This window comes from Psychrobacter sp. P11G3 (assembly GCF_001435845.1).
Lineage (GTDB): Bacteria > Pseudomonadota > Gammaproteobacteria > Pseudomonadales > Moraxellaceae > Psychrobacter.
Window position 1 is genome coordinate 2212543 of the sequence record NZ_CM003596.1, and the last position, 23689, is coordinate 2236231.

Below are 23689 nucleotides of genomic sequence, written 5' to 3' on the forward strand. Positions count from 1 at the left end.
ATGTTTAAATCATATCGAACCGACTATGTATTAACGCTAAACGCTGCGTGAAATGATGAGACCCATCAACATTCGCGCAACATTCGCTTGCATTAACACAGCACGTCGTTCTTGTATTCTAATCGACATACTTGCTATCGTATGAACGATTATATTTATCGAAAGATGTAACTGACGATATCGGTCACTCATATATTGATGAGTTGACTTTGCATTGAGCAAAAGATAAAAAATTGACGCTACCCGTAAGAGGAAATTTATGAAGTTGTTGCCAGTACTACCCCTAGCCTTAGCGGCCCTGTTTGCCATGCCACAAGCCAACGCTGCTGACATTAAGCAAGACAATATTAATTCATGTGTTAATGGCGCAGTCAAATACAAAGTCGCTGACAAAAGCAACGCAACCAAACTATGTAACTGTACTATTGGTGTGCGCAGCAACATGACTATCGGTCAAATGTGGGAAATCGAAAGCTACGCGCAGGACAAAAAAGACCCTTCTAATCTGCCATATGTGAAAGCGATGCAAAAAGATTTGCAGCAGTGCACCGTTGGCTTGGATTTGAAGAAGCCACAAAAACCTGCTTAATCTCTAATCGTTTGATATACAAAAGACTGGCCATTGCCAGTCTTTTTTGTTGCCAATGAATGGGCAAAGTGTAAAACTGATTATTTATTTCTACTAATCTGCCTATAATAAGAACACTATAAATAGAACCATCATTAAACCAATACACATAACTAAAACTAATAAGGATTTTATAATGGCCAAGCCAACGACAGAAACCATTCACCTACCTGATTTTCCAGTAACCATAGTACGCAAGCTTGCTGGCAACTTTATTCATGATGAAATCAATCTAAAAGAAATGGTCGCCAATACCGATAAAGGTCTTATTCTCTATTTTTATCCCAAAGACAATACGCCAGGCTGCACCACACAGGCAACAGATTTTACTTCGTACCTTCATGACTTCGATGAGCTGGGCTACGACATTATTGGCGTCTCTCGTGATAGTGTTGAATCTCATGAAAAATTTATCGACAAATATGACTTGCAGATTCCACTCATCAGTGACGCTGATGAAAAACTATGCCAGTATTTTGACGTTATCAAAGAAAAAAATATGTACGGCAAAGTTACGCTAGGCCTTGTACGTTCGGCATTTGTATTCAATAAAAACAGTGAACTGACTCATGCCCAGCGTAACCTACGTGCCAAAGACTATACCAGTCGCTTACTGACTATATTGGCGCCATAATTCCTGGTTATGTAATTAGGTCAGTATTATTGACGTTATAGTTAAATCAGCATTGATCATAAGAACCATAAAAACCGAATAAAAAAATATAAGCCAAGCATTCAATCTATTACTGAATATAACCTTGCCCCTATTAGAGAATAATATGAATAAACAATCTGACACGACTACCGACGATACGTCGAAAGAAGTCACGCGCAAAGTATCTGTCGCTATTATTGGTGCGGGTACCGCAGGTCAAAACGCTTTTCGCCAAGCAAGTAAAATCAAAGATGACGTGGTCATTATTAATGAAGGATTTTGGACTACGACCTGTATTGCGGTCGGCTGTATGCCTAGTAAGCTGTTAATTGCAGCTGCGGATCGCGCACATGACGCCAACCATTCTGATGAATTTGGTATCCATGCGTCCGCGAAAATCGATGGCAAACGAGTCATGGAGCGTGTGCGTGACGAACGCAGTCATTTTGCCAGCTACATCAAAAGACAAGTAGACAGCTGGCCTGACCATAAGAAAATCGACGGTCGTGCTCGTATCAATGAACAAGGGCTAATCGAGGTCAGTGGTGAGCTAATTGCTGCTGAGCAAATCATTGTCGCCACCGGTAGCTCGCCGTTTATTCCTGATGGGTGGGCGGACAAGCTTGGTGATACCATGCTCACTTCTGATAGTGTCTTTGAACTTGAAGACTTACCAAAAACGATGGCTGTCGTCGGTGCTGGTGCCATCGGTCTAGAGCTTGCACAAGCATTCACACGCTTGGGTGTAGAAGTCACGCTGCTAAACCGTGCCAAACAAGTGGCTGGTCTAAAAGATGATGATATTAATAATAAAGCCATGGATTGCTTAAGTCATGAACTAACCATGCATTTAGGCAGCGAAATTACCGATGTAGGTACAACAGCAGATGAAGGTAATAAAAGTGCGTTTATCAAATATAAAGACAGCGCTGGTGAGTCTCAGCAATGGCAAGGCGAGTACGTCTTAGTTGCTACTGGTCGTCGCAACAATATTAAGCAGCTGGGTATCGAAAACTTGGGCGTTGAGCTAGACGATAAGAACCGTCCAAAAGATTTAAGTAAAAAAACAGGTCAGATTGGCGACTTAAACGTCTATATCGTTGGTGATGCCAATGCTAATATTCCGTTACTGCATGTGGCCAGCGATGAAGGCTATAGTGCGGGCAGCATGGTCTGCGAAAACACAGAAGCGGCCTATATTCGCCCACCTGCGACCCCTTTCTCTATCGTATTTTGCTCACCGCAAATCGTCAATGTTGGTATGTCGCTACCAGAGATTCAAAAAGATTCAGAACTCGAATTTGTTATCGGTAGTGTGAGCTTTGATAATCAAGGACGTAGCCGTGTAATGGGTGTCAACTGCGGCTTACTACATATCTATGGCTGTAAAAAGACAGACAGAATTTTAGGCGCCAGTATGGTCGGTCCTGACGCTGAATATATCGGTCATATACTTGCTACGGCGATTACCAATGATCTGAGTATTAAAGATATGCTCGACACCCCTTTTTATCATCCAACGATACTAGAGGGTCTACGTACGGCGCTACGTGATGTTCAATATAAAATGGAGATACCTTTCCAGTCTCTAGATGCCCAAAAGGATAATTCTTAATAGGTGGTTTAGGTAGCTAAGTCCTCAAGTCAGTAATGCTTTCAAGTTGATAGTAATTAGTCTTAACTGTTACTTTATTTGATTGCCTTGACGACTTGAGGTAATTTATAAATAGATATTCGTTTACAACTTTTTGTACAAACACATCCTGCATGGACGAAAAAATGCCAATCGCTAGTGTTACCGACTTTTTTCAAGAGATCGTTCGCGACTTACATACTAGCCTATATCTTGCTCTCGGCGGCTCTATAGATGAAGAGTCACTTAATTGGTCCTCTCAAGCAGTAGAATTGGCGAGCACTGGCATCAAAATCCTAATACTGCTTGCGGTATTGGGATTTTTTTATTGGTTGGCCAATTATATCCTTAGGCAAAGCCGTGCCAAAATTCGATTGAATGAGCGCCGCACCAAGATTGTCCGTTCAGTTTTGCGCTATGTCTGGATTGTCGCCAGTCTGATAGCGATTATGAGTCAGATAAACTTTGAGCCAGAAACCATCAAGGCCACCGCGAAGGCAAGCACTTGGGCGGGCATCTATTACGTACTTTGGGCATCATCAGGACAAATCATTCACAAAGTCCTACAGCACTATGGTCTCAATGCTTCCATAGAGCAGCTACTCAAAAATATTTTATCTGTATTACTATTGGTACTCGGGCTTGCCAGCGTCATGGCGCAATTTGGCTTTGACATTGTATCGTTAGTAGCAGGTTTGGGTATTGTTGGTTTGGCGGTTGGTTTTGCTGCTCAATCGACGCTTGCTAATTTTATCGCTGGTATCACCATTCTGCTTGAGCAGTCTTTTCAAGTCGGTGATTGGATTCATATCAATGACAATGAAGGGCGCGTGGTACTTATCGCGTTGCGCACCACTCATATTCTCACTCGAGACAACATCACTGTCATTATTCCAAACTCTAATGTTGCCTCATCAGAAGTCATCAACCTGACTTCCAAAAACTTTATCCGTTTTGATATTCGCGTACGTATCGCGTTCGAAGATGATATAGAAACGGCTCGCAAGGAGATCTTGCAAGTACTCAGCAATACCGATGCGGTGCTTAATCGTCCTGAGACTTCAGCGACTGTGGCAGAAATTGGTGAGTACGGGGTGTTCTTTATCGTACGCTTTTGGGTCAAACCAGCAGCCGTTGCCCGTATCCCCAAAATTAAAGAAGTGCTGCAAGAAGAGATTAAAATTGCGTTTGATGCGGCTAATATTTCTACGCCCTATCCGCATATGCGATTGCTGATGCCAAAGGATGTTGACTACCCTATTGCGACCAAGCCCTTTGCGACCACCACTCAAATCGTCCCAGAGGAATTACCACTGACGAAGGGTGAGTAGAGAATTTATTGTCACGTATTTAGCTATCACATCTTAAAATCTTAAACACGGCTACTTTGAACCATCCTACTGTGAATTATGGTAAAATTGCCGGTTACACCGATTATCTTATTATTTGCTTTTTTGTCAATTTAGCCCACAGGTACCCGTATGACCGAACAAACCGCGCCCGCATCTCTAACAGCAGCTTCACCAGAGTTGTCGCTTGATCTTATTATTACCTGTGCCGATGGGCTTGAGGCACCACTGCAGACTGAGCTAACTAGCTTTGGCATTGACAGCGAAATCAAAAGTACCGGCCGTCTAGCTGTCACTGGTGGCTTACGTGAGCTATATACTATTTGCCTATGGTCACGCGTAGCCTCGCGGGTATTGATGCTGATTAAACGTAAAAACATCAATGCAGAATACGATGTCGCAGAGCAGCTATACGGCTTGGCAAAATCGGTCAATTGGACTGAGCAGTTTAGCCTAGAGCAAACCTTTGCTATCCGTCTGTCTGTTGATAAGCGTGTCGCTGTCAGTCAGCAGTTTGCGATGCTACGTATCAAGGATGCGATTGCCGATACGTTTAACGAAGTTTACGATAGCCGTCCTAACGTCGATAGCAAAAATCCAGACTTCTCTGTTTTTGCAACTATCAATGATAAGCAAGCAGAGCTGTATTTAGATTTATCCGGTACCAGTTTGCATCGCCGTGGTTACCGTGTGGCCATGACAGAAGCACCACTAAAAGAAAACTTGGCAGCTGCCCTACTCTATAGCGCTGGTTGGCACAAGAAAAATGAAGCTGGCGACGCACCTTTCTATAATGCGTTAATCGACCCAATGTGCGGTTCTGGAACGTTCCTTATCGAAGCGCTATTGATGCATTGCGACTATGCCGTGGGTATCGACAAAGCTGCCAATCAATTTGGCTTTTACCAGTGGCAGCATCATAACGAGACGCTATGGCAAGAGATGATCGATGATGCTCAAACGCGTTTCCGCGAAGCATTAGAGATTGCCAATGAGCAGCCTGATACATTGCCGCTTATGCTAGGCTTTGATGCTGATAGTGGTGCGATTCTTGCCACAGAAAAGAACTTAATTGCCGCAGGTTTACAAGACCTTTTACCGCTACTCGATATCGAACATCGTGCGCTTGACCAACTCAGCAACGTGCTCAAGCCATTAGTCAATGATGGTCGATTGAGCAATCCTTTGGTCATTACCAACCCACCGTATGGTGAGCGTTTAGGTGATGAAGAAATGATTAAGCCGTTGTATCAAGCAATTGGGCTGATATTGCAAGACAGCTTTGCCGGTAGTGGCATTGACCCGATGCTTGGCATATTGGCCTCTCATGTCGAACAAGTAGATATTCTACCGATTAAAGAACCAAAAACCTTACGCTGTCATAACGGTGCCATCACTGTCTATTTCCGCTACGGAACGCTTATCGCTGGACAAACTGGCAACCTTGTTAGTCGTTTTGAGAAACGCGAGATTGAAGTAGAAGAGGGTCAAGACTTCATTAATCGTCTGCAAAAAAACCTTGCTAAGCTTAAAAAACTGGCCAAAAAAGACAATGTAAGCAACATTCGTGTTTACGATGCTGATTTACCTGATTTCAAAGTTGCGATCGATTTATACGGTGATTATGCGCATGTGCAAGAATATGCGCCGCCAAAGACCATCCCGCCTGAGACCGCAAAAAAACGCTTTAACTTGGCATTGATGGGTATCCGTGAAGTCTTTGATATTAACCGTGAACAGATCTTTATCAAAACGCGTGCCCGTCAGTCTGGAAACGACCAATACAGTAAGCAGAACACCACAGAAAAACGTGGCAAGTTTCATGTTGCGCGTGAAGATGGTGCCTATCTGTATGTCAACTTTACAGATTATTTAGATACCGGTCTGTTTATCGATCACCGTAATATGCGTGCTCGTATCAAGGACAACAGCCGCGGTAAAGCAGTACTTAACCTGTTCGCTTATACTTGTACCGCAAGTGTGCATGCAGCGCTTGCTGGTGCGAAAAAAGTCACTAGCGTTGATTTGTCACAGAACTATCTAGATTGGGGCAAACAAAACTTTGTCTTGAACGGTTTGGACGTTAGCCGCAATAAATACCAATTCGTTGCTGCCGATATCTTTGAGTGGATTAAAGACAATACCGAGCAGTTCGATGTTATCTTTATTGATCCACCGACCTTCTCAAACTCTAAGAAATTCCAAGGTACTTTTGATGTACAACGTGACCATGCTGCATTGATTAATCGTGCCATGAACCGCCTCACCTCTGATGGCGTCTTATACTTTTCTAACAACTTTACGCGTTTTGAGTTAGATGAGCAGTTGACTCAGCGTTATGACATCATTGATATCACGCAAAAAACCATTGGCTTTGATTTCAATATCAAAAAACCGATTCATCAAAGCTTTGAGATTCGTCATCGTCAAAGTCTATAATTCGAAGTTTTAAATTTAAAGCTTAGAATCTAAAGTCCGTAAACAGGATTTTGATAAATAACCCCAGTTCGGGATAAGGGCTCAAAAAAAAAATAAAAAAAGAAGTCCGAAGTTGCTAAAGTAAGTTTACCAAGACAAACTTCACAACAAGGACTTCTTACATGGACAACCTAACCGAACTATACTGCCATATTGACGACTTTTATCAGCAATTCAAACCTGAGTTTGACGCTCATTTAATCGCAACGGGACACCAAAGGTTAAGAGCATGCCAGATAAGTGTAGCAGAGATTATGACCATCTTGATACTGTTTCATCAATTACGTTATCGACAGTTTAAGGCGTTTTACTACCATCACATGCTTGGCATGATGAAACGGGAGTTTCCAAATCTGCCGAGCTACTCGCGATTTATAGAGCTTATACCGCGCAGTATCATACCACTGTGCAGCTACTTGCAAAGCATGATGGGCGACTGTACGGGTATCAGCTATATTGATTCAACCAAGATAGCAGTTTGTCATAACAAGCGTATCTACCGTCATAAAGTCTTTAAGGGACTTGCAACCCGAGGCAAAAGCAGCATGGGCTGGTTCTATGGCTTTAAGCTGCACGCCATTATCAATCATAAGGGCGAGCTTGTATCTGTTAAAGTCACTGCGGGTAATACGGATGACAGAGTGCCTGTTAAGGATATGGCAACGCCGTTATTTGGTAAGCTGTTTGGTGATAGAGGATACATCAGTAAAGCACTAAACGCGTGGCTCACAAAACACAGTGATACTAGGCTGATAACGAAACTTCGGCGTAATATGAAACCCCAATTACTTGAGCCTATGGATGAGGCACTACTCAATCATCGCTCTTTGGTTGAAACGGTGTTTGGGGAGCTTAAAAACTTGTGTCAGATTGAGCATTCACGCCATCGTAGTGTCACGGGGTTTATCACAAACTTGCTGTCAGGTTTAATTGCTTATTGCTGGTTTCCCTATAAACCCACCATCAAAAATATGCCTCAGCAGGGACAGGTAGCAACATTGTAAATAGTATCAATGAGTTATAATGTGGCTTATCCCGAACTGGGGTTAAATAAGACTATAGATTTATAAGGGCAATATAAGTACCTGAAACTTCTGTTTTTTGCCGAATGTATATGAAATATAACAATGGCCCAATCAGCTTTGATTGGGCCATTTTTTGTTGCTATGATAGAGCGTTACTAGGCGATGGATTTGCGCAGTTATTGCGTAAGCATCGCCTTTTTTCGATAACCTATAAAACCACTAACGTCTAATAAAAAGGATAACACCATGGCTTTATCACTTAATAAAGGCGGTAATTTATCGCTAACGAAAACTGACCCAAATTTAACCAAGCTACTTATCGGTCTTGGTTGGGATGAGCGTGCCACTTCTGGTGCTGAGTTCGACCTTGATGCTAGCGTGTTTTTGCTAAATGGCGCAGGCAAAGTGCGCGGCGATCATGACTTTATCTTTTACAATCAGCTGAAGTCTGACAATGGCGCTGTCGAGCATACTGGTGACAACCGTACTGGCGAAGGCGACGGTGATGATGAGGTTATCAAAGTAAATCTCACTCAAGTACCTGCAGACGTAGATAAAGTAGTCGTGACAGTGACTATCCATGACGCTGCAGCGCGTAGTCAGAACTTTGGTCAGGTCGCCAATGCCTTTATCCGTGTCGTCAATGAAGAAACAGGCACTGAAGTGGTACGTTTTGATTTAGCAGAGGACTACTCTGTAGAGACAGCAATGGTGTTTGGCGAAGTATATCGTCACAACGGCGAATGGAAATTCCGCGCTGTTGGTCAAGGCTATTCAGGCGGCTTGCAAGCGATGTGTCAGCAATACGGTGTCGATATCTAAAACCATTATTTACTGGTATTTAGTCAGTTATTAGTCACTGTCATCACGTCCAAAATAGCAAACCGCCATCGTTGCAAATAGTCACAATTTTTAATGGCCAAATGACTAGTAATGCTTTACGTTTCGTTTAAAATTATGCATAAAAAGTGGTTAGTAATAACCGCTTTTTTGCGGTTCATGCCTATACTAGGTAGACCTTAGCTTTACGCAACCATACAGGATGTGTCATGAGACATTTTTATTTAGACTTTATCTTCACCGCAATTGCTTTGGCAATAGCAGCATGGTGGGGATATTCACATGGCGGTATGGGTGGCATGATAGCCACTCTTTCTATTACCGCTATTTTGGCCGTCATGGAGATTTCATTATCTTTTGATAATGCGGTGGTCAATGCTTCAGTCCTCAAAGGCTGGGACGAATTTTGGAAAAAGATATTTTTAACCGTTGGTATCCTAATCGCCGTATTCGGTATGCGATTGGTCTTCCCTATTGTCATCGTCGCGGTTACTGCTGACCTTGGTATGATGGAAGTCATCAACTTGGCTTTATATAGCCCTGAAGAATACTCGGCAAGACTAATGGCACACCATGCGGAAATCTCAGCATTTGGTGGTATTTTCTTACTATTGGTATTCTTGAACTTTATTTTTGATGACAAAGAAGTACATTGGTTTGACTGGCTTGAGAGCCGTTTAGCCAAGCTAGGCAAAGTCGATGCCATGAGCGTATTTGTAGCGCTTATCGTCTTGATGATTGCGGTATCGTGGGCTAATGCAGAGCAGTCAAGTGCTGTCCTAATCGCAGGTGTTTGGGGTATCTTGGTTTATCTGGGCGTACAGGTTGTATCAGGTATGCTCGAGGGCGATCTGGAAGAAGACCTAGAAAACGAAGAGAATGGTTCGGGCGCTGCGGCGACCAGTGCCATTATGAAGGGCGGTATCATTGGTTTCTTATACTTAGAAGTCCTAGATGCTTCATTCAGTTTCGATGGTGTGATTGGGGCATTTGCAATCACCAATGACGTGATTGTTATCATGTTAGGTCTTGCGATTGGTGCGATGTTCGTACGTTCTATGACTATCTTCTTGGTAGACAAAGGCACGCTTGACGAGTTTATCTATCTTGAGCATGGTGCGCATTATGCAATCGGCGCATTGGCACTGATTATGCTATTGTCAGTGAAGTTCCATGTACCAGAGATTATCACTGGTCTGATTGGTATTGCCTTTATTGGTTGGGCGCTGCTAGCGTCACTTCAGCATCGTAAAGCTGAGAAAGCAAGCCTAAACTAAGGCATGTTCTCAGTGTAATCTGTATTCAGTGTAATCTGTATCTAGTTATACATCTAAACAGGTCATATCATCAGGTATGGCCTGTTTTTTTGTCATACTGTTTTTGTCATACTGTTTTTGCCACTCTATTAGGCCGTATTGAAGCCCCAAAATATCGAAATGACCCATAATTGAGACAATCAATGGTTAAAGTTACGTTTGCCCTGTTACTATTACCCTATCTTCAGTTAAAATCCTCGTCCTTAAATAACTTGTCGAAATAAGACCCTATAAACGATATGCAAAAAATTCTTGATGATATTGCCGCAGAGATGGCAAGAGAAACTGACCGCGGCAAAGTCGCAGATTATATCCCTCAATTGGCTCATATTGATCCTAATCAGTTCGGTATAGCCGTAGCGACTCCTGATGGGCATATGTATGCAGCAGGTGATGCAAGCACTCTGTTTTCCATCCAAAGTATCTCTAAGGTATTTACCTTAACCATTGGTCTTGGCAAGCTAGGCGATACACTTTGGACACACGTCGGACGCGAACCATCTGGCGATCCTTTTAATTCAATTGTGATGCTCGAGCATGAGTCTGGCCGACCGCGCAACCCATTTATCAATGCTGGGGCAATCGCAGTTGTCGACGCCATCATGATGGGACATGAGCCAAAAGAAACACTGGGTGAAATCCTGCAGTTTGTTCACCTCATTGCAGATGATGAGTCAATTCGCTTTGATCATAAAGTAGCGGCTTCTGAGATGGCGCACAAGGACCGGAATGCCTCTCTGGCGCACTTTATGAAATCCTTTGGTCGTTTAAGACACGATGTGGATAATGTATTAGGTACGTATTTTCATCAGTGCTCAATTGCAATGAACTGCCAACAGTTGGCCAGTGCCGGTCTTTATTTAGTGTCTAACGGAGTTGATAAGCACTCAGGAGTACGCGTAATCAATGAAAAACGAGCACGCCGTATTAACTCATTGATGATGATGTGTGGTCATTATGATGGCTCTGGCGAATTTGCTTACCGCGTGGGCTTACCAGGCAAAAGCGGCGTTGGTGGCGGTATTTTGACGATAGCACCTGGTAAAGGTTCTATCGCGGTTTGGTCACCAGGGCTTGATCATGTAGGTAACTCTAAGCTTGGACTAAAAGCACTAGAGCGCTTCGTACAAAAAACTGGCTGGTCGGTTTTTGCAGAATAAGAGATACATGTATATTTATCTAAATAGGTTTTTTATATAATGCCATACTCTCATACTAGCTGCGAAGCATACCCAAGCCATGAGTTGGTTTATTATAAGCACATATAGTCAGTCGGTGCTTTTTAAAGCGATTGTTTTATCTAAGCTATCTTTGTGCTAAATCCCTTTTGTATGAAACATTACTTTTCATAACAATATCTTAACGACTATTGCTAAGTTGATTAGAAATTATCAAAGATACAGAAGTATTATGTCCCTTAGTAAGCATATAGTAAGCGCACAAAATACGCCTTGCTTAGTGAGCAAACGCTTAGTATAGTAAAACGTAATGATATGCAGGGCATAGCGTACAGGTAAGTTTTTATTATTTGCTCTGAGGTATCAGTCACTGCACAACTTTTAGTTTATTTTTTATCAATCAATCCACTTAACTATTAATCCAAAGGATATTTGTATGGCTATTAGCTTAACAAAAGGCGGCAACGTAAACTTATCAAAAGAAGCGCCAGGTTTAACTAACATTACAGTCGGTCTAGGCTGGGATCCACGTGCCACTGACGGCCAAGAGTTTGATTTAGATGCAATCGGTTTCTTGATTAACGAAGCAGGCAAAGTCCGTAACGACCAAGATTTTATCTTTTTCAATAATTTAAAATCAGATAACGGCGCTGTTGAACATACTGGTGATAACCGTACTGGCGAAGGCGATGGCGATGATGAGAAAATCAAAATCAACCTTGCTAGCATCCCAGCTGATGTCAACAAAGTAGCTATCTGTGCCATCATCTATGAAGGCCAAGCACGTAACCAAAACTTCGGTCAAGTTGGTGATGCTTATATCCGCGTTGTAAACGACAATGGTGAGTCTGAAATCGCTCGTTACGACCTATCAGAAGACGGCAGCACTGAAACAGCGATGATTTTCGGTGAATTATATCGTCACAGCGGTGATTGGAAATTCCGTGCGGTTGGTCAAGGCTTCAGCGGTGGTCTTGGACCATTAGCAGCCTCTTATGGCGTAAATGTTTAACGTTAAAACCAACGTAAACGTTTAGCAAGCCAATTATCATAATCAGAAGTCTGGTTATGATCTAATGAGCCATCAAGTGTGCCCCTTTAACGCATTTGATGGCTTTAAATTTAATTGGCTTATCATTAAAATCTATAGAGCACATAAAAGCACACGCACACATCAAGAGCATTTAACAAAGATATTAGAATAAGGATTTGCAAGCCATGGCCGCAACATTCAGTTTAATTGGTACTATTGAACCTTTTTTGCATTGTAATCTTAAAAAAGGCGATTCAATTTATTGTGAAGCCAATGCAATGGTGATGATGGAGTCCAATCTTGAGCTAAAAGGTAAGCTACAAGGTGGCCTGATGCAGTCACTGATGCGCCGCTTTGCAAACGATGAATCGTTGTTTCAACAGCAGATTGAAGCGGTTAATGGTGAGGGCGACTGTTTGCTTGCGCCTACGCTTGATGGTGATATGCAAATCATAGAAGTTGGTAAGCAGCAGTATACATTGAGTGATGGTGCGTTTGTCGCGGCCCAAACTGGCGTCGATATCAGAGCCAATATCCAGCGCAATTTAGGTGGCGCAGTGTTTGGTGATACAGGCGGCTTTATGGTGATGCAGACCCAAGGCCAAGGTCAAGTCGTGGTATCTGGTTTTGGCTCGTTGTTTGAGATTGATGTCACACCAGACAAAGACGTCATCATTGATAACGGTCATGTGGTCTGTTGGGACTCAAATCTCGAATACAAATTGTCAGTTTCGACCAGTAAGAAAAAAGGCATCATGAGCAATATTATCAACTCTGTCACCAGTGGCGAAGGGATGGTTCTGAACTTCTCAGGAAGTGGTAAAGTCATTATTTGCTCGCGCAATCGTGACAGTTATCAAGGTTGGATACAAAGCGTCCTCGGTAGTAGCTCAGGTGGACGTGGCGGCGGTGGTGGCTTTTTAGACAATATCTTATAGTGCATTTCGCAATTTATAATACTCTTTAGCATTATTTTTCAACGGTTTTACTCACAATTATTATAAGGATACTCACATGGCAGTTAGTCTTCAAAAAGGTCAAAAAATCTCCCTAAGCAAAGAAGCTGGTGGCGAGCTTACTCAAGTTAAACTAGGTCTAGGCTGGGATGTTGCGCAAGGGCCACAAGATAAAAAAGGTGGCTTCTTAGGAAAATTATTCGGCGGCGGTTCTGGCGGCGATTCTATCGATTTAGATGCTTCATGCATTATGTTCGATGCTAACAAGCAAGCGGTCGATGCCATTTGGTTCAGTCAGCTAAAATCGAAAGATGGCAGTATCGTGCATACTGGTGACAACCGTACTGGCGACGGTGATGGCGATGATGAAGTCATCAATGTCGATCTCTCAAGAGTACCTGCCAATGTGGTCTCATTGGTATTTACGGTCAATAGCTTTACCGGTCAAACGTTTGAGACAGTAGAAAATGCTTTTTGCCGTATCGTTAATGCCAATAATAATAGCGAAGTAGCACGTTATAATTTGTCTGCACAAGGTGGACATACAGCGATGGTAATGGCAAAAGTTTATCGTCACAACAATGAATGGAAAATGCATGCGATTGGCGAGACTGCTTCTGGTCGCACCTTCCATGACTTAATGCCTGCTATCACACCGCATGCGTAATTGACTTTAGACTTTAACTGGATTATTAACAATCTAGTTAAATAGTCTATTTCAAAAGAGAGCGGCTCATCTATCAATAGCTGGGCCGCTCTCTTTTGTTTATTGTTTAGATCTTAAAAAACACTATTTACGTCCACGCTTCCAGCTAAAGCCCCAATTAAACGCTTTGTCCATTTCTTGATGACCTTTGAAATATTGGTTGATACGCTCAACATTGATACTGCCTTGCTGATTGACCAAACGGGCAATGGCACACATTGGTAGATTACCAGCGCCTTCGGACAAACGTGTCTCAATCGGTGATTGCTCGGGTACATGGATAGTCACAACCCCATCGGTTTTTTCCCAGTTAGGTGCACCTTCGTAGATAAATGCAAAGATAAATACCTCTTCAATCTGTGACCATTGCTGACCATTGATATCCAGCCATTCACCGCCACTTACCTGCCCCGTTCTATCATCCGCACGTAGGCAAACATAAGGCGCGGATTGCAAACTACCAAAGCGATTTCCCAACGCTTGAATCAGGGTTTTTTCACCATTTTTTAGATGAATCATAGCGCCGACATCTAGATCGATACCGCTTGATTGATGCTGCTTAAATAAATCCCCTAGTATGCCTTTCTTAGGCGCTGCTTTATCACTTTGAGGGCGTTGATTCCAATCTAAATTGACCGAAATTTTGCCAAAGTCATCACGTTTTTTAAGATTAATGCTAGATTGGTTTTTAGTTAAGGTTATTTTACTTAAGTTAATCGAAGGACTAGCAGGAATCGGTGGCGGATTGTTAGCTTGAGACGTGTTGCCTGCTTTTTGCGTATTGATTGGTCGCTGCGTGTTGATAGGTTGAGGTTGGCTTTGTGCAGGGTTATTATTTTGGGCAGGCGCTTCATCAGCGATTTCCACACCAAAATGCTCAGATAAAGGTTTTAACCCTCCCTCAAACCCTTGGGCGATAAAACGAAATTTCCAGTTTCCTTGTCTGCGATAGCACTCAGCCAATATAATGGCTTTTTCATTACGTCCAGCGCTACTCAATTGACAGCTCATCAGCACTTGACTGCCCTGCAAGACTTGAATGTCCACATCGCCAACTTGCGACAATGTTTGCGCACTAGAGAACGCTAGGGCAATTTTCTCGATACTTGCAGGCTGTGCAGACAAATTGACATCAAAAAACCCATCACTGTCATGACCACGGAAGCTAACGCTACCATCATCGCTACGTGTCTGACCATAAAATATCATGTCACCATCACCGCGTACTTTGCCGTCATTAGTCAGGCGATAAGCGGCACAATCGATGGCATTTTGGCTTAAAATACGAATGCTAATATTGTCAGTTGGTAGTGGTGCATTGGCACCTGCAATTAGTTTTTGAGGTTGGTTTTGACTCATCATACGTCCTTTAGATTATTTATTATGCTGACTATCATCATATAGTAGCATGGATATTATGAATTTTTTTAACCAGACAATCGCGATATAAGCGACAAAGTCATCCTTACAAATCCCTACGACTATTTTATCAGAGGCGTTTATAACGCATATCATTTGTATATAATACGTCCTATTAAACCGTATACCTTTGCTAATATTACTACTAGATTTGCAGTAGCAATATTGAACTGCCCATTCCTCGATACCTAATGATAACGCTGAGAGAATTATGAATAATCTTGCTGATAATAGTAACCCTTCAATACCAGTAGCAGCATGGTTAGCTGAAGGCCAATCTAGCCAGCGTGATATGTTGGAGAGCTTACAAAGTCTAAAGAACAAATCAAACAGTCCTTCAAACAACCCTTTTCAAGTTATTGCCTCACACCGTCATGATAGGCCTGAGATTTTTGAATTCGCCGATATGATTTATCGTGAGCCATCTGACTCGATTGTAGATACTGATATCCAAATGACTGATGAAACTGCTATACCACGCTGGCAATTCGTATTGGAACAAGCTCAAAAGCATAACGTAAAAGTACTACTGACTGGGCGCAATGGTATCGATTATGAAGCGCATCGTGAGAAATTTGACGCTGCGGGTATTCGCTTATTAACAGGCGCAACCAGCGTGGCGGCACTAGAATCAATCGATGATAAATTTGCTTTTATGCAGCACTGTCACACTCATAATATTCCAGTGGCAGACGCATGGCGTTTTGACAATACGGCGGAGCTTGAAGCTTTATTAGCCGAACATGGTGACCAGCCTCTATGTGTGAAACCTGTCGTCGGTATTTTTGCACAAGGGTTTTGGCGATTAGATACGGGTAAAGCAGATAGTACTGCGTACGATAGCTTTGAACACTTATACTTCACTGAAGAGAAAAAAATCAACACAGCTCAGTTTGTAAGTGCCTATACCAACAGCCAAATGGTACACGAGCGTCCTATTCCAATGCTGCTCATGCCTTATCTATCAGGGCAAGAGTACTCTATCGATGTAGTCTGTGAATATGGCGAAGTTCTAGCTGCTGTCACTCGTCATAAAACAGGAAAAATACAACATGTTGGTTATGAGCAGTCTGTCATGGATGTCGTAATCCCACTGATTAGGGCTTTTGGCTGTGATGGTATCGTCAGTGTACAAACTAAAGCTGACGATAGTGGTCAGCACCGAGTTCTTGAGATTAATAGCCGCCCATCAGGTGGTATTGATTATACTTCTCATAGTGGAATTGATTTAACGCAAGTCGGATTTTCTTACTGGTTGGGCTTGTCAGAAAAACCTAACTTAGAGACCAATATTCAGTATATTGAACCATGCCAAGTACGCTCTATTATGATGAGTGTCAAAATTGAAAGCGTTGCTGAGTAAATAATCCGCTAGGCATGCACGTGTTTAGCAGAGGATTTGAACAGGCACAAAAAAAGGTTTTTAGATATTAATCTAAAAACCTTTTTTATTTTTAACTGGTATTAAGAATGAGCGTTTAAAATCACTCACCAAACGCTAATGTTGCTTGTTTAGGTGCATTTTTAGAAGCAATGACCCATAGTAAGCTAAGTACGATTGCTGAACCGATGAAGATTATAATTGATGAAGATATGGCCCCTGCATGCGTATAATCCATAGACATTGAGTGATCAGTCATCGTCATTTCCATCGCGGCTATACCAGTGTAATGCATACCACAAACTGCCAGACCCATGATGAAGGCACTACCAAAACGCTGTAATGTACCACGTAGATTGAATGCCAACCATAGCGCAGCGATAGCAGCTGCAATAGCAATCACAATTGATAAGATAAGCAGCGGTATATTGTATGACATGGTAGCGTCCATTTGCATAGAGGCCATACCGGTATAATGCATGGCTGCAACACCCAGTCCAGTAAGTACGCCACCACCGATTAACTTAGCAACGCTTGGTTCACCGCGACCTACGATGACGATACCGACTGCAACGAAACAAATCGCGAGTAACATTGAGACAATCGTCAGACCCAAGTCATAAGTCACAGGCATCTTCATATCTACAGCCATCATACCGATATAATGCATAGACCAAATCGCACCACCGATAGCAATCGATGATAACGCTACCCAAAAATACAAATCTGTTCCTGGCTTAGCAGAAGGCACTCGAATGGCAAGGTTTAAGCCAACATAAGAACCAAATACTGCAATGGCGTATGAGACCAACACCAAAAGTAAGTTATATTCAACTTCCATCATTTTTTTGCCTTTTATCTATCATAAGAATTGAGTCAAATAACGTTACTTTTATGGCAACACGGTGCGTCATTCGCTCGTTGATTTTTTTGCATAGACATGAAATTATCTACACACAATTTTTACTACCCAATGGTAAATTCACAAATATTGGTACTACCTGCGCCGCAGTTAGTCTCTTCAACTTGAACCACATCTATAGCAGGGTTGCTTGCCAAAAAGCCTTCTATATAACCTACAATAAAATGGCATCCTGAGTGAGTATGATCTGACGACTTACAGAACGGACATTTGATTAAATAAATTATATTATTCTTTGCTTTAACTTTAGACAGACCTTTTAGTGCTGGCACAAGCTCACGAGTGATCGTAGTAGGCATCTTCAGTGGACTGCCAAGTGAATAATCACGTTGGTAAATTCCGCCACCAACCTTACGACCCAACTCTTGCAGTGCCGTCACACGTCGCTCAATAGGTAAACTATCTTCATACTGACTGACAATATCTGCTATTTTAGGGTAATAAGCACCAATGGCTGATAAGACGCTTTTCTCATCCAATGTCTTTTTTGCAGGGGCAGCTGACGAGCCGCCCTCTTCATCTATTTCTAGATTAAAAAGCGTACAACCCTCAATTGAAGATAAATCATCGATTAGATCTGCTTGCGTTTTAGAGCCTAGGCTTCTTGCGATTACATGAATGATATTACCACCATTCTCTGAAGCCTCTTGTCTTTGGGAGACCAGCTGATAGCCTGCTTTGATAAGCGGCGAAATAACATTAACCAGACGAATACGTTCAGAAGACGTTTCTAATGCACAAGAGAATTTCACAGAGCACTCCTTTTCTTAAAATACTGCTACGCTTTCTTATAACAAGCTATCTAGATAAACTAATGTGAATAACGTTTCAAAGGTCCGACCAACTGGCTTTCTCACAATATAAAAGATATGCAGACATCAACCATGTGACAGTTTTTATATATCTTTTATATTATAAGAAATGAAATATCTTCAGTAGATGAAACTTCGGTTTTTATAGTTATTAAGCATATAAGTGATATAACTACTAGAGATTTACTAATCGAGAAATAGCAATAAGCTTGAAAATAAGACTAGAATTAATATGTTTAGACTAAATACTATTCTTAAAATTTACAGATAACACTTGGTCACAGTATAGTTACTAAATAGCAATAGATTTTGATTGTATTATCACCGGAATCTTATTTTGTAGCAATACACTATGTGGCTTTGTCCGATAAGTGGCTACATTAACCGACAAATGGCTACACTATAAAAATCCATCATTATTTTCTAAAAGTAATTAATTATTAAAAGGGATTCCGAAACTATTAAAACCTATATATCTTGATATATCTATTATGCAATTAATCTTAACTGTTTATTAAAACACCTATTAACGTGTTCTCTTTGTAGAATGATAGGTTCAAAATAAAAACAAAACCCTTTATGTGGTCAAACTTTAGTCTCAAGAATAAAAACATTAAACAATAAAAATAATTATAATCGCGCAAATAAACTAAGGAAATGTGATGTCGAAGCAAGTCGAATTAGTGCTAGGAGCCAATACAGTTATCGAAAATCCAAAATGTTTGATCGCATTTACTACTACCAAACCATTAGTATTTGGACAACAGCTTGGGCTATTGTGGTTGCCATTAGATGCCAATCGTAAAGCCGTTTGTAGTCTTGCTTATTTACATGAAACTAAAGACTGGGCTCAGCTCGATAGCAAGGATAATCCAAGCGCATGGCAGTTAGATTTACCCCAGCTATTTGATACACTTGGCGTTAGTTTCTTACAACTGATTGCTTATGTTTATCATGAGCCAAGCCTAAACTTGCCAGCGGTAGAGTTAAACGACGTAAGTCTCACGCTCAACAATGGGGATATTCACTATAACTTCACAACAAACGAGCGGCATGTCAAAGTAGCGATTATATTAGAAATATATCAGCGTAATGAACAGTTCAAATGTCGGGCGCTTGGTGAGGCATCAACGCATGACTTAGCGAGCCTTGAGCATCATGTACAGGTTAGTTTGGATGTTCGTCCACCTAGCACACATACGCTTATTCAAGAAGCTCAACAGCAGCAGCGTACTCAACCAAACAATGAAGCTCGCCCTCCCCGTCATGTACAAGCAGGCGAAACTTGGACAGGAACAGCGTTTGCTATTGATCCCTATCATCTGCTGACCTGCTATCATGTGATTGAGTCAGCAGCGATGGTTGGCGTACGTCAGCAAGGTCAGCCTGATCGCGAGGCACAAGTCGTGCTCAGCGATATCGGAAGCGATTCAGCTATTATTAGAGTTAGCGATCCTTTGCCTAGCTACCTCCCATTGGCGCAGCAATGTGTTGATATATTGGGTGAGACCATTACCACACTGGGGTTTCCGTTGTCAGGACTGAGTAGCCAACTGCAAGTCACCCAAGGCTGTATCTCAGGATTGACAGGCTTAAACAACGATATCCGTCACGTGCAATTCACCGCACCCATTCAGCCCGGTTCTAGTGGTAGTCCTTTATTATTGCCGACTGGAGAGGTGGTCGGTATGGTCACGTCTAGTCTGGTTCATGAACACGCACAAAATATGAACTATGCGGTGAAATTTCAGTTATTATCTGCCCTACTGGCGAGCGCTGGCATCAGTTTGGAGCACACGACTGATTTGACCAGTGCTACGCCTCTTACAACACCTCAGCTAAGCAAGCAAAGTCGCAGTGCCTTATGGCTGGTTAGCTGTCAGGGTTAAAAATCTACGACGACATACAAATAAAAGCGCCAAGGAATATGAATGTTAAATGAGCAACACAGTACGTCCATCACCCTACCCCGTGGTACGCTAGATCTGACTTATCAAACCAACTCAGCCACCAATAAATCAGCCACTAATAAAAATGGCGTAGAACAACACGTCCATTATCAGTTAGAGGATTTGCTTGGGTTTGCACAGCGTATTAATCCAAAGCGTGCGTTTCTGTTTGTCTCAAAAGTGCTAGGTCGTCATATTCCCGTTGCGCCAAGCACTATGCGAAACGCATTCACTGATTTGGCTGATTTAGTGCCTAGTGACTTGGCCGAGCCAGTACTAGTCATTGGTATGGCAGAGACCGCTGTTGGTCTATCTGCTGGCGTCCATCAAGCATTGCAAACGCGCTATCCTCAAGCTCTGCTATTAAACTCTACGCGTCATGCACAGCACGATGAAAGTAGTGATCCGAATGGTACCAACTCCTTGCTGACGACATTTTGTGAAGACCACAGTCATGCCAGCCAGCATTTGATTTATCAGAGCAAAGATAGCGTTACTCAGGCGCAGCTACTGGCCAGTAAAACACTGATTATGGTCGATGATGAAGCCTCAACGGGCAATACCTGCGTGAATGTCGTCACTGCCTTACGTGAAGCAGGACTGAGTCAGTTAGAGCAAGTGCATCTAACAACACTGGTCGACTGGTCATTAGATCAAGAAACACCTAATCCACAGTCAGATGCTAAGCCTGCACGTATGGCCGATCGTCTCGCTGGTATTGAGTTTCATCGCCATCATTTACTGTCTGGTGCATGGCAATGGACAGATGCACTTAATCCTGAACCTATTACGATGCCATCGGTTGATACTACTGCCGCTGGTAGTCAGGCGCTCGGTGATACGGGGAACTGGGGACGTTTTCCAACGCTAGACAGTACAGAGGGTTTTGCTAACTATCTTTCAAGTTTTCAGACTGCATTTACCCGTTTCAATGATCAAGAAAACTTTGATGTTACTCAGCTACCAAAAAGAATCTTAGTCTTAGGTAGCAATGAGTTTGTTTGGTTGCCATTTCTATTGGCTGAATGGCTTGAAATAGAGTCTAAAAAACTGAGCGAATATACAGCGTCCATGGTTAATTTTAGTGCATTAACCCGCTCACCAATTGCGCTTGGTGGAGCGATTACCACGATGCTGAGCTTTAGCGACAATTATGGCCTTGGTATGACCAATTTTGCTTATAACGTTGAGCCTAGTGATTGGGATTTGATAGTGTTGTGTATAGAAACATCAGCTGAAAGTGTGGATGCTATGTGGCGAGGTTTGGATAACGTGCTGGTGGTGAGCCCTAGTCACTAAACTGCTCTCTAACTTTCAAACCTATTATTTACGGACGACGCCATGACTACCTCATTTTTTAAAGCCAACCCAGACATTATTAAGCCTTATGCCTTGATGGATTTGGACGATACGCTATTCCAAACCCAGCGTAAAATTGACGCATGGGATTTACCCACCACTGAACCTGAATCTCTAGTTTGTGCGACAGTCAATAAACAAGACGAGCCTTTGAGCTTTATGAGTCAGCGCCAAGCAACCTTTTTTAATTGGCTACTTGTTAGTACTGAATTAATTGTAGTGACGGCGCGGGATCGTAGTGAAATAAAACGCGTTAAACTGCCATTTGATAGTTGGCAAGTATTGACCCATGGGGCGATTGTTTTAACGTCTGACGGAGCGCTGCTGAGCAGTTGGCAGCAGCATATGTATAGTAAACTCGCGCCATTGCAAGATAAGCTTAATCAGTTAAGTCAATTGTTTGCCAATCATAGTCAAAGCGAGCAAAGTCATTTAGTATTTACACCGCATATCGATAGCTTTAACAATAGTTCTGTTGATGAAAATCTAACCATTTATCTGGCTATCAAACATGCGCAGAAGGATCATCAAGCGCTCGTAGATTTAGCTGAGAAACTGCCCACTTTGATACGTGATTTTAAACAAGATTTCTATGTGCATGTGAATGCCAATAACCTAGCGATATTGCCCCATGCGGTTCATAAGCGTCATGCGGTACAGTTTTTATTAGAGCATCATTTAGACCATCAGCGTCCCAGTTTTGGCTTTGGTGATAGCTTAGCTGACCTGCCTTTCTTACAGTTATTGGACTGGTACGGTATGCCCAACCACGGTCAACTGCATGAGCAATACCCGTCTAAATCGTCAGGCTAAACTGCAGCCACGCAAACCCACTGTTATCATCAAGAGTGCTATTATTCATACTATGACTTTACCTAATATACAGATAAAAAGATCTGCTCTGCAAAACTATGGCTCAGGCAGCTATCTTGCAAGCGATGTGACTGTCCTACTCGATATGGTAGATAAAGATGCAGTTGCCGATGTGCCCGTTAGTCAAAAAGAAGCGCTTATCCAAAGCGGCCAACGCCATTACTCTGACATGTTGACCTTAGAGCAAGCGCCTACTGCAATGCATGAGCAGCTATACATACAGGCATTAGAGCAAGGCTCAACAAGGACCGCGACCGATATCGATCATTTGTCTTATACGCTACATCATGTTTTTCAGCAGAATGTGAATGATGAGCATCCACTGGTTTTGGTCAGTTTGGTAAGAGCTGGTCTGCCGATTGGGGTGTTATTGCAACGTGCGCTGTCGGATACAGACAGTAGCTATCACCTGCCAAGTGTACATTATGGCATCAGTATCATTCGCGATCGTGGTCTTGATCCAGTGGCCCTGCAAATGCTACTGGAGGCTTATCCAAACAGTCCGATTGTATTCGTCGATGGCTGGACAGGTAAAGGCGCTATTTATCAAGAGTTGGCTCGTAGTTTAGAGACGTTTAGTGATTCTACACATGTTAATTTTGCCAACATTTTCCATCAAGGCACTGACGTCATTCCGCTACTGACTCTTGCCGATCCTGCTGGCGTTGCTTGGCTGGCGGCAAGTGAAGAAGACTGGTTAATCCCATCGGGTTTGTTAAACAGCACCGTATCAGGGCTTATTTCACGTAGCTTATATACAGAACCGTCATCAGGCCTGCATCGCAGTGTTTTTTATGATGATTTAATTGAGGTAGATCACAGCTTGGCATTTATTGAGCGTATCGATGCCGTGAGACGAGCATTGGCTACTACTTCAACGCGTTTACCGACTTACCAGCAGCCACGCTACCAGACTGCGGCGTTGATAGAGACGTTGGCCGCAGACTATAAGATTGTCAATCGTAACCGTATTAAACCGACTATTGCCGAGGCAACACGTGCCATATTACGCCGTGATCCCGAGCGCATATTGCTCGCCACTGCTGAGCACCCTGATACCATACTGCTACGCCATTTATGTGCGCAACGAAACATCACTATCAGTGTATTAGGTGATAAAATACTGCCTTATCAAGCCATCACGCTTATCAAGCAGCGCTCTCAAGACACTTAATAC

At 42.5% G+C, this 23689-nt stretch carries 20 protein-coding genes; 17 read left to right on the top strand and 3 right to left on the bottom strand.

The window, feature by feature from the left end; all coding sequences use genetic code 11:
* The first annotated feature begins 259 nt into the window (after nucleotides 1–259).
* The 12 genes from AK824_RS08825 to AK824_RS08880 all read left to right on the top strand — a co-directional run bounded on the left by AK824_RS08825 (nucleotide 260) and on the right by AK824_RS08880 (nucleotide 13758).
* Nucleotides 260–589, top strand: a complete 330-nt coding sequence (locus AK824_RS08825; RefSeq protein WP_057760815.1) for a hypothetical protein — start codon at nucleotides 260–262, stop codon at nucleotides 587–589.
* 175 nt (nucleotides 590–764) lie between these two features.
* The gene (locus tag AK824_RS08830; RefSeq protein ID WP_057760817.1) at nucleotides 765–1262 is read left to right on the top strand and encodes a peroxiredoxin; all 498 of its coding nucleotides are present in this window, start codon (nucleotides 765–767) and stop codon (nucleotides 1260–1262) included.
* Nucleotides 1263–1407: 145 nt separating this feature from the next.
* Nucleotides 1408–2898 carry a dihydrolipoyl dehydrogenase gene (locus tag AK824_RS08835; protein ID WP_057760819.1) on the top strand — a complete coding sequence of 497 codons (1491 nt, stop codon included), beginning with the start codon at nucleotides 1408–1410 and terminating at the stop codon, nucleotides 2896–2898.
* Nucleotides 2899–3062: 164 nt separating this feature from the next.
* Nucleotides 3063–4247 (top strand): mechanosensitive ion channel family protein, encoded by a 1185-nt coding sequence (locus tag AK824_RS08840; protein WP_227511147.1) that lies wholly within the window; start codon nucleotides 3063–3065, stop codon nucleotides 4245–4247.
* A gap of 150 nt (nucleotides 4248–4397) precedes the next feature.
* Complete coding sequence (gene rlmKL / locus AK824_RS08845) at nucleotides 4398–6704, top strand: bifunctional 23S rRNA (guanine(2069)-N(7))-methyltransferase RlmK/23S rRNA (guanine(2445)-N(2))-methyltransferase RlmL (protein WP_057760823.1); 2307 nt, start codon at nucleotides 4398–4400, stop codon at nucleotides 6702–6704.
* 161 nt (nucleotides 6705–6865) lie between these two features.
* Nucleotides 6866–7747 carry an IS982 family transposase gene (locus AK824_RS08850; RefSeq protein ID WP_057758743.1) on the top strand — a complete coding sequence of 294 codons (882 nt, stop codon included), beginning with the start codon at nucleotides 6866–6868 and terminating at the stop codon, nucleotides 7745–7747.
* Between the two features lie 267 nt (nucleotides 7748–8014).
* A complete protein-coding gene (locus tag AK824_RS08855; protein WP_057760825.1) occupies nucleotides 8015–8590 on the top strand; it encodes a TerD family protein in 576 nt (191 codons plus the stop codon).
* A gap of 227 nt (nucleotides 8591–8817) precedes the next feature.
* A complete protein-coding gene (locus AK824_RS08860; RefSeq protein ID WP_057760827.1) occupies nucleotides 8818–9885 on the top strand; it encodes a DUF475 domain-containing protein in 1068 nt (355 codons plus the stop codon).
* 278 nt (nucleotides 9886–10163) lie between these two features.
* Entirely contained in the window at nucleotides 10164–11084 is a 921-nt protein-coding gene (locus AK824_RS08865) for a glutaminase (RefSeq protein ID WP_057760830.1), read from the top strand.
* Between the two features lie 454 nt (nucleotides 11085–11538).
* Nucleotides 11539–12114 (top strand): TerD family protein, encoded by a 576-nt coding sequence (locus AK824_RS08870; RefSeq protein ID WP_057760832.1) that lies wholly within the window; start codon nucleotides 11539–11541, stop codon nucleotides 12112–12114.
* Nucleotides 12115–12320: 206 nt separating this feature from the next.
* Entirely contained in the window at nucleotides 12321–13073 is a 753-nt protein-coding gene (locus AK824_RS08875; RefSeq protein WP_057760834.1) for a TIGR00266 family protein, read from the top strand.
* A gap of 76 nt (nucleotides 13074–13149) precedes the next feature.
* Nucleotides 13150–13758: a TerD family protein gene (locus AK824_RS08880; RefSeq protein WP_057760836.1), complete on the top strand. Its 609-nt coding sequence runs from the start codon at nucleotides 13150–13152 to the stop codon at nucleotides 13756–13758.
* Between the two features lie 123 nt (nucleotides 13759–13881).
* Here the strand turns inward: AK824_RS08880 and AK824_RS08885 are convergent, their stop codons facing one another.
* Nucleotides 13882–15156, bottom strand: a complete 1275-nt coding sequence (locus tag AK824_RS08885) for a TerD family protein (protein WP_057760838.1) — start codon at nucleotides 15154–15156, stop codon at nucleotides 13882–13884.
* Between the two features lie 271 nt (nucleotides 15157–15427).
* Here AK824_RS08885 and AK824_RS08890 point away from each other — a divergent pair, with 271 nt between their 5' ends.
* Nucleotides 15428–16579: an ATP-grasp domain-containing protein gene (locus AK824_RS08890; protein WP_057760840.1), complete on the top strand. Its 1152-nt coding sequence runs from the start codon at nucleotides 15428–15430 to the stop codon at nucleotides 16577–16579.
* 121 nt (nucleotides 16580–16700) lie between these two features.
* On the opposite strand, the gene AK824_RS08895 is transcribed toward AK824_RS08890, so the two are convergent.
* Complete coding sequence (locus AK824_RS08895; protein WP_057760842.1) at nucleotides 16701–17441, bottom strand: MHYT domain-containing protein; 741 nt, start codon at nucleotides 17439–17441, stop codon at nucleotides 16701–16703.
* Nucleotides 17442–17563: 122 nt separating this feature from the next.
* Complete coding sequence (locus AK824_RS08900; protein WP_057760844.1) at nucleotides 17564–18271, bottom strand: hypothetical protein; 708 nt, start codon at nucleotides 18269–18271, stop codon at nucleotides 17564–17566.
* Nucleotides 18272–18993: 722 nt separating this feature from the next.
* On the opposite strand from AK824_RS08900, the gene AK824_RS08905 reads away from it, so the two are divergent.
* From AK824_RS08905 to AK824_RS08920, 4 genes are read left to right on the top strand one after another with little or no spacing between them, the layout of a single operon-like run.
* Nucleotides 18994–20220, top strand: a complete 1227-nt coding sequence (locus tag AK824_RS08905; protein WP_057760846.1) for a S1 family peptidase — start codon at nucleotides 18994–18996, stop codon at nucleotides 20218–20220.
* A 42-nt stretch (nucleotides 20221–20262) separates the two neighbouring features.
* Nucleotides 20263–21579, top strand: coding sequence for a phosphoribosyltransferase domain-containing protein (locus AK824_RS08910; protein WP_057760848.1), 1317 nt, complete (start codon nucleotides 20263–20265; stop codon nucleotides 21577–21579).
* A gap of 42 nt (nucleotides 21580–21621) precedes the next feature.
* Nucleotides 21622–22452, top strand: a complete 831-nt coding sequence (locus tag AK824_RS08915) for an HAD hydrolase family protein (protein WP_057760850.1) — start codon at nucleotides 21622–21624, stop codon at nucleotides 22450–22452.
* 52 nt (nucleotides 22453–22504) lie between these two features.
* Nucleotides 22505–23686, top strand: coding sequence for a cysteine protease StiP domain-containing protein (locus tag AK824_RS08920; protein WP_057762534.1), 1182 nt, complete (start codon nucleotides 22505–22507; stop codon nucleotides 23684–23686).
* Nucleotides 23687–23689 lie beyond the last annotated feature (3 nt).

What these genes read in the sequence shown, in the direction of transcription:
- AK824_RS08885 (WP_057760838.1), bottom strand. Translation starts at nt 15,156, where the DNA reads ATGAGTCAAAACCAACCTCAAAAACTAATTGCAGGTGCCAATGCACCA.
- AK824_RS08855 (WP_057760825.1), top strand. Translation starts at nt 8,015, where the DNA reads ATGGCTTTATCACTTAATAAAGGCGGTAATTTATCGCTAACGAAAACT.
- AK824_RS08915 (WP_057760850.1), top strand. Translation starts at nt 21,622, where the DNA reads ATGACTACCTCATTTTTTAAAGCCAACCCAGACATTATTAAGCCTTAT.
- AK824_RS08895 (WP_057760842.1), bottom strand. Translation starts at nt 17,441, where the DNA reads ATGATGGAAGTTGAATATAACTTACTTTTGGTGTTGGTCTCATACGCC.
- AK824_RS08920 (WP_057762534.1), top strand. Translation starts at nt 22,505, where the DNA reads ATGACTTTACCTAATATACAGATAAAAAGATCTGCTCTGCAAAACTAT.
- AK824_RS08870 (WP_057760832.1), top strand. Translation starts at nt 11,539, where the DNA reads ATGGCTATTAGCTTAACAAAAGGCGGCAACGTAAACTTATCAAAAGAA.
- AK824_RS08875 (WP_057760834.1), top strand. Translation starts at nt 12,321, where the DNA reads ATGGCCGCAACATTCAGTTTAATTGGTACTATTGAACCTTTTTTGCAT.
- AK824_RS08840 (WP_227511147.1), top strand. Translation starts at nt 3,063, where the DNA reads ATGCCAATCGCTAGTGTTACCGACTTTTTTCAAGAGATCGTTCGCGAC.
- AK824_RS08835 (WP_057760819.1), top strand. Translation starts at nt 1,408, where the DNA reads ATGAATAAACAATCTGACACGACTACCGACGATACGTCGAAAGAAGTC.
- AK824_RS08865 (WP_057760830.1), top strand. Translation starts at nt 10,164, where the DNA reads ATGCAAAAAATTCTTGATGATATTGCCGCAGAGATGGCAAGAGAAACT.
- AK824_RS08860 (WP_057760827.1), top strand. Translation starts at nt 8,818, where the DNA reads ATGAGACATTTTTATTTAGACTTTATCTTCACCGCAATTGCTTTGGCA.
- AK824_RS08830 (WP_057760817.1), top strand. Translation starts at nt 765, where the DNA reads ATGGCCAAGCCAACGACAGAAACCATTCACCTACCTGATTTTCCAGTA.
- rlmKL (WP_057760823.1), top strand. Translation starts at nt 4,398, where the DNA reads ATGACCGAACAAACCGCGCCCGCATCTCTAACAGCAGCTTCACCAGAG.
- AK824_RS08825 (WP_057760815.1), top strand. Translation starts at nt 260, where the DNA reads ATGAAGTTGTTGCCAGTACTACCCCTAGCCTTAGCGGCCCTGTTTGCC.
- AK824_RS08910 (WP_057760848.1), top strand. Translation starts at nt 20,263, where the DNA reads ATGTTAAATGAGCAACACAGTACGTCCATCACCCTACCCCGTGGTACG.
- AK824_RS08880 (WP_057760836.1), top strand. Translation starts at nt 13,150, where the DNA reads ATGGCAGTTAGTCTTCAAAAAGGTCAAAAAATCTCCCTAAGCAAAGAA.
- AK824_RS08890 (WP_057760840.1), top strand. Translation starts at nt 15,428, where the DNA reads ATGAATAATCTTGCTGATAATAGTAACCCTTCAATACCAGTAGCAGCA.
- AK824_RS08850 (WP_057758743.1), top strand. Translation starts at nt 6,866, where the DNA reads ATGGACAACCTAACCGAACTATACTGCCATATTGACGACTTTTATCAG.
- AK824_RS08905 (WP_057760846.1), top strand. Translation starts at nt 18,994, where the DNA reads ATGTCGAAGCAAGTCGAATTAGTGCTAGGAGCCAATACAGTTATCGAA.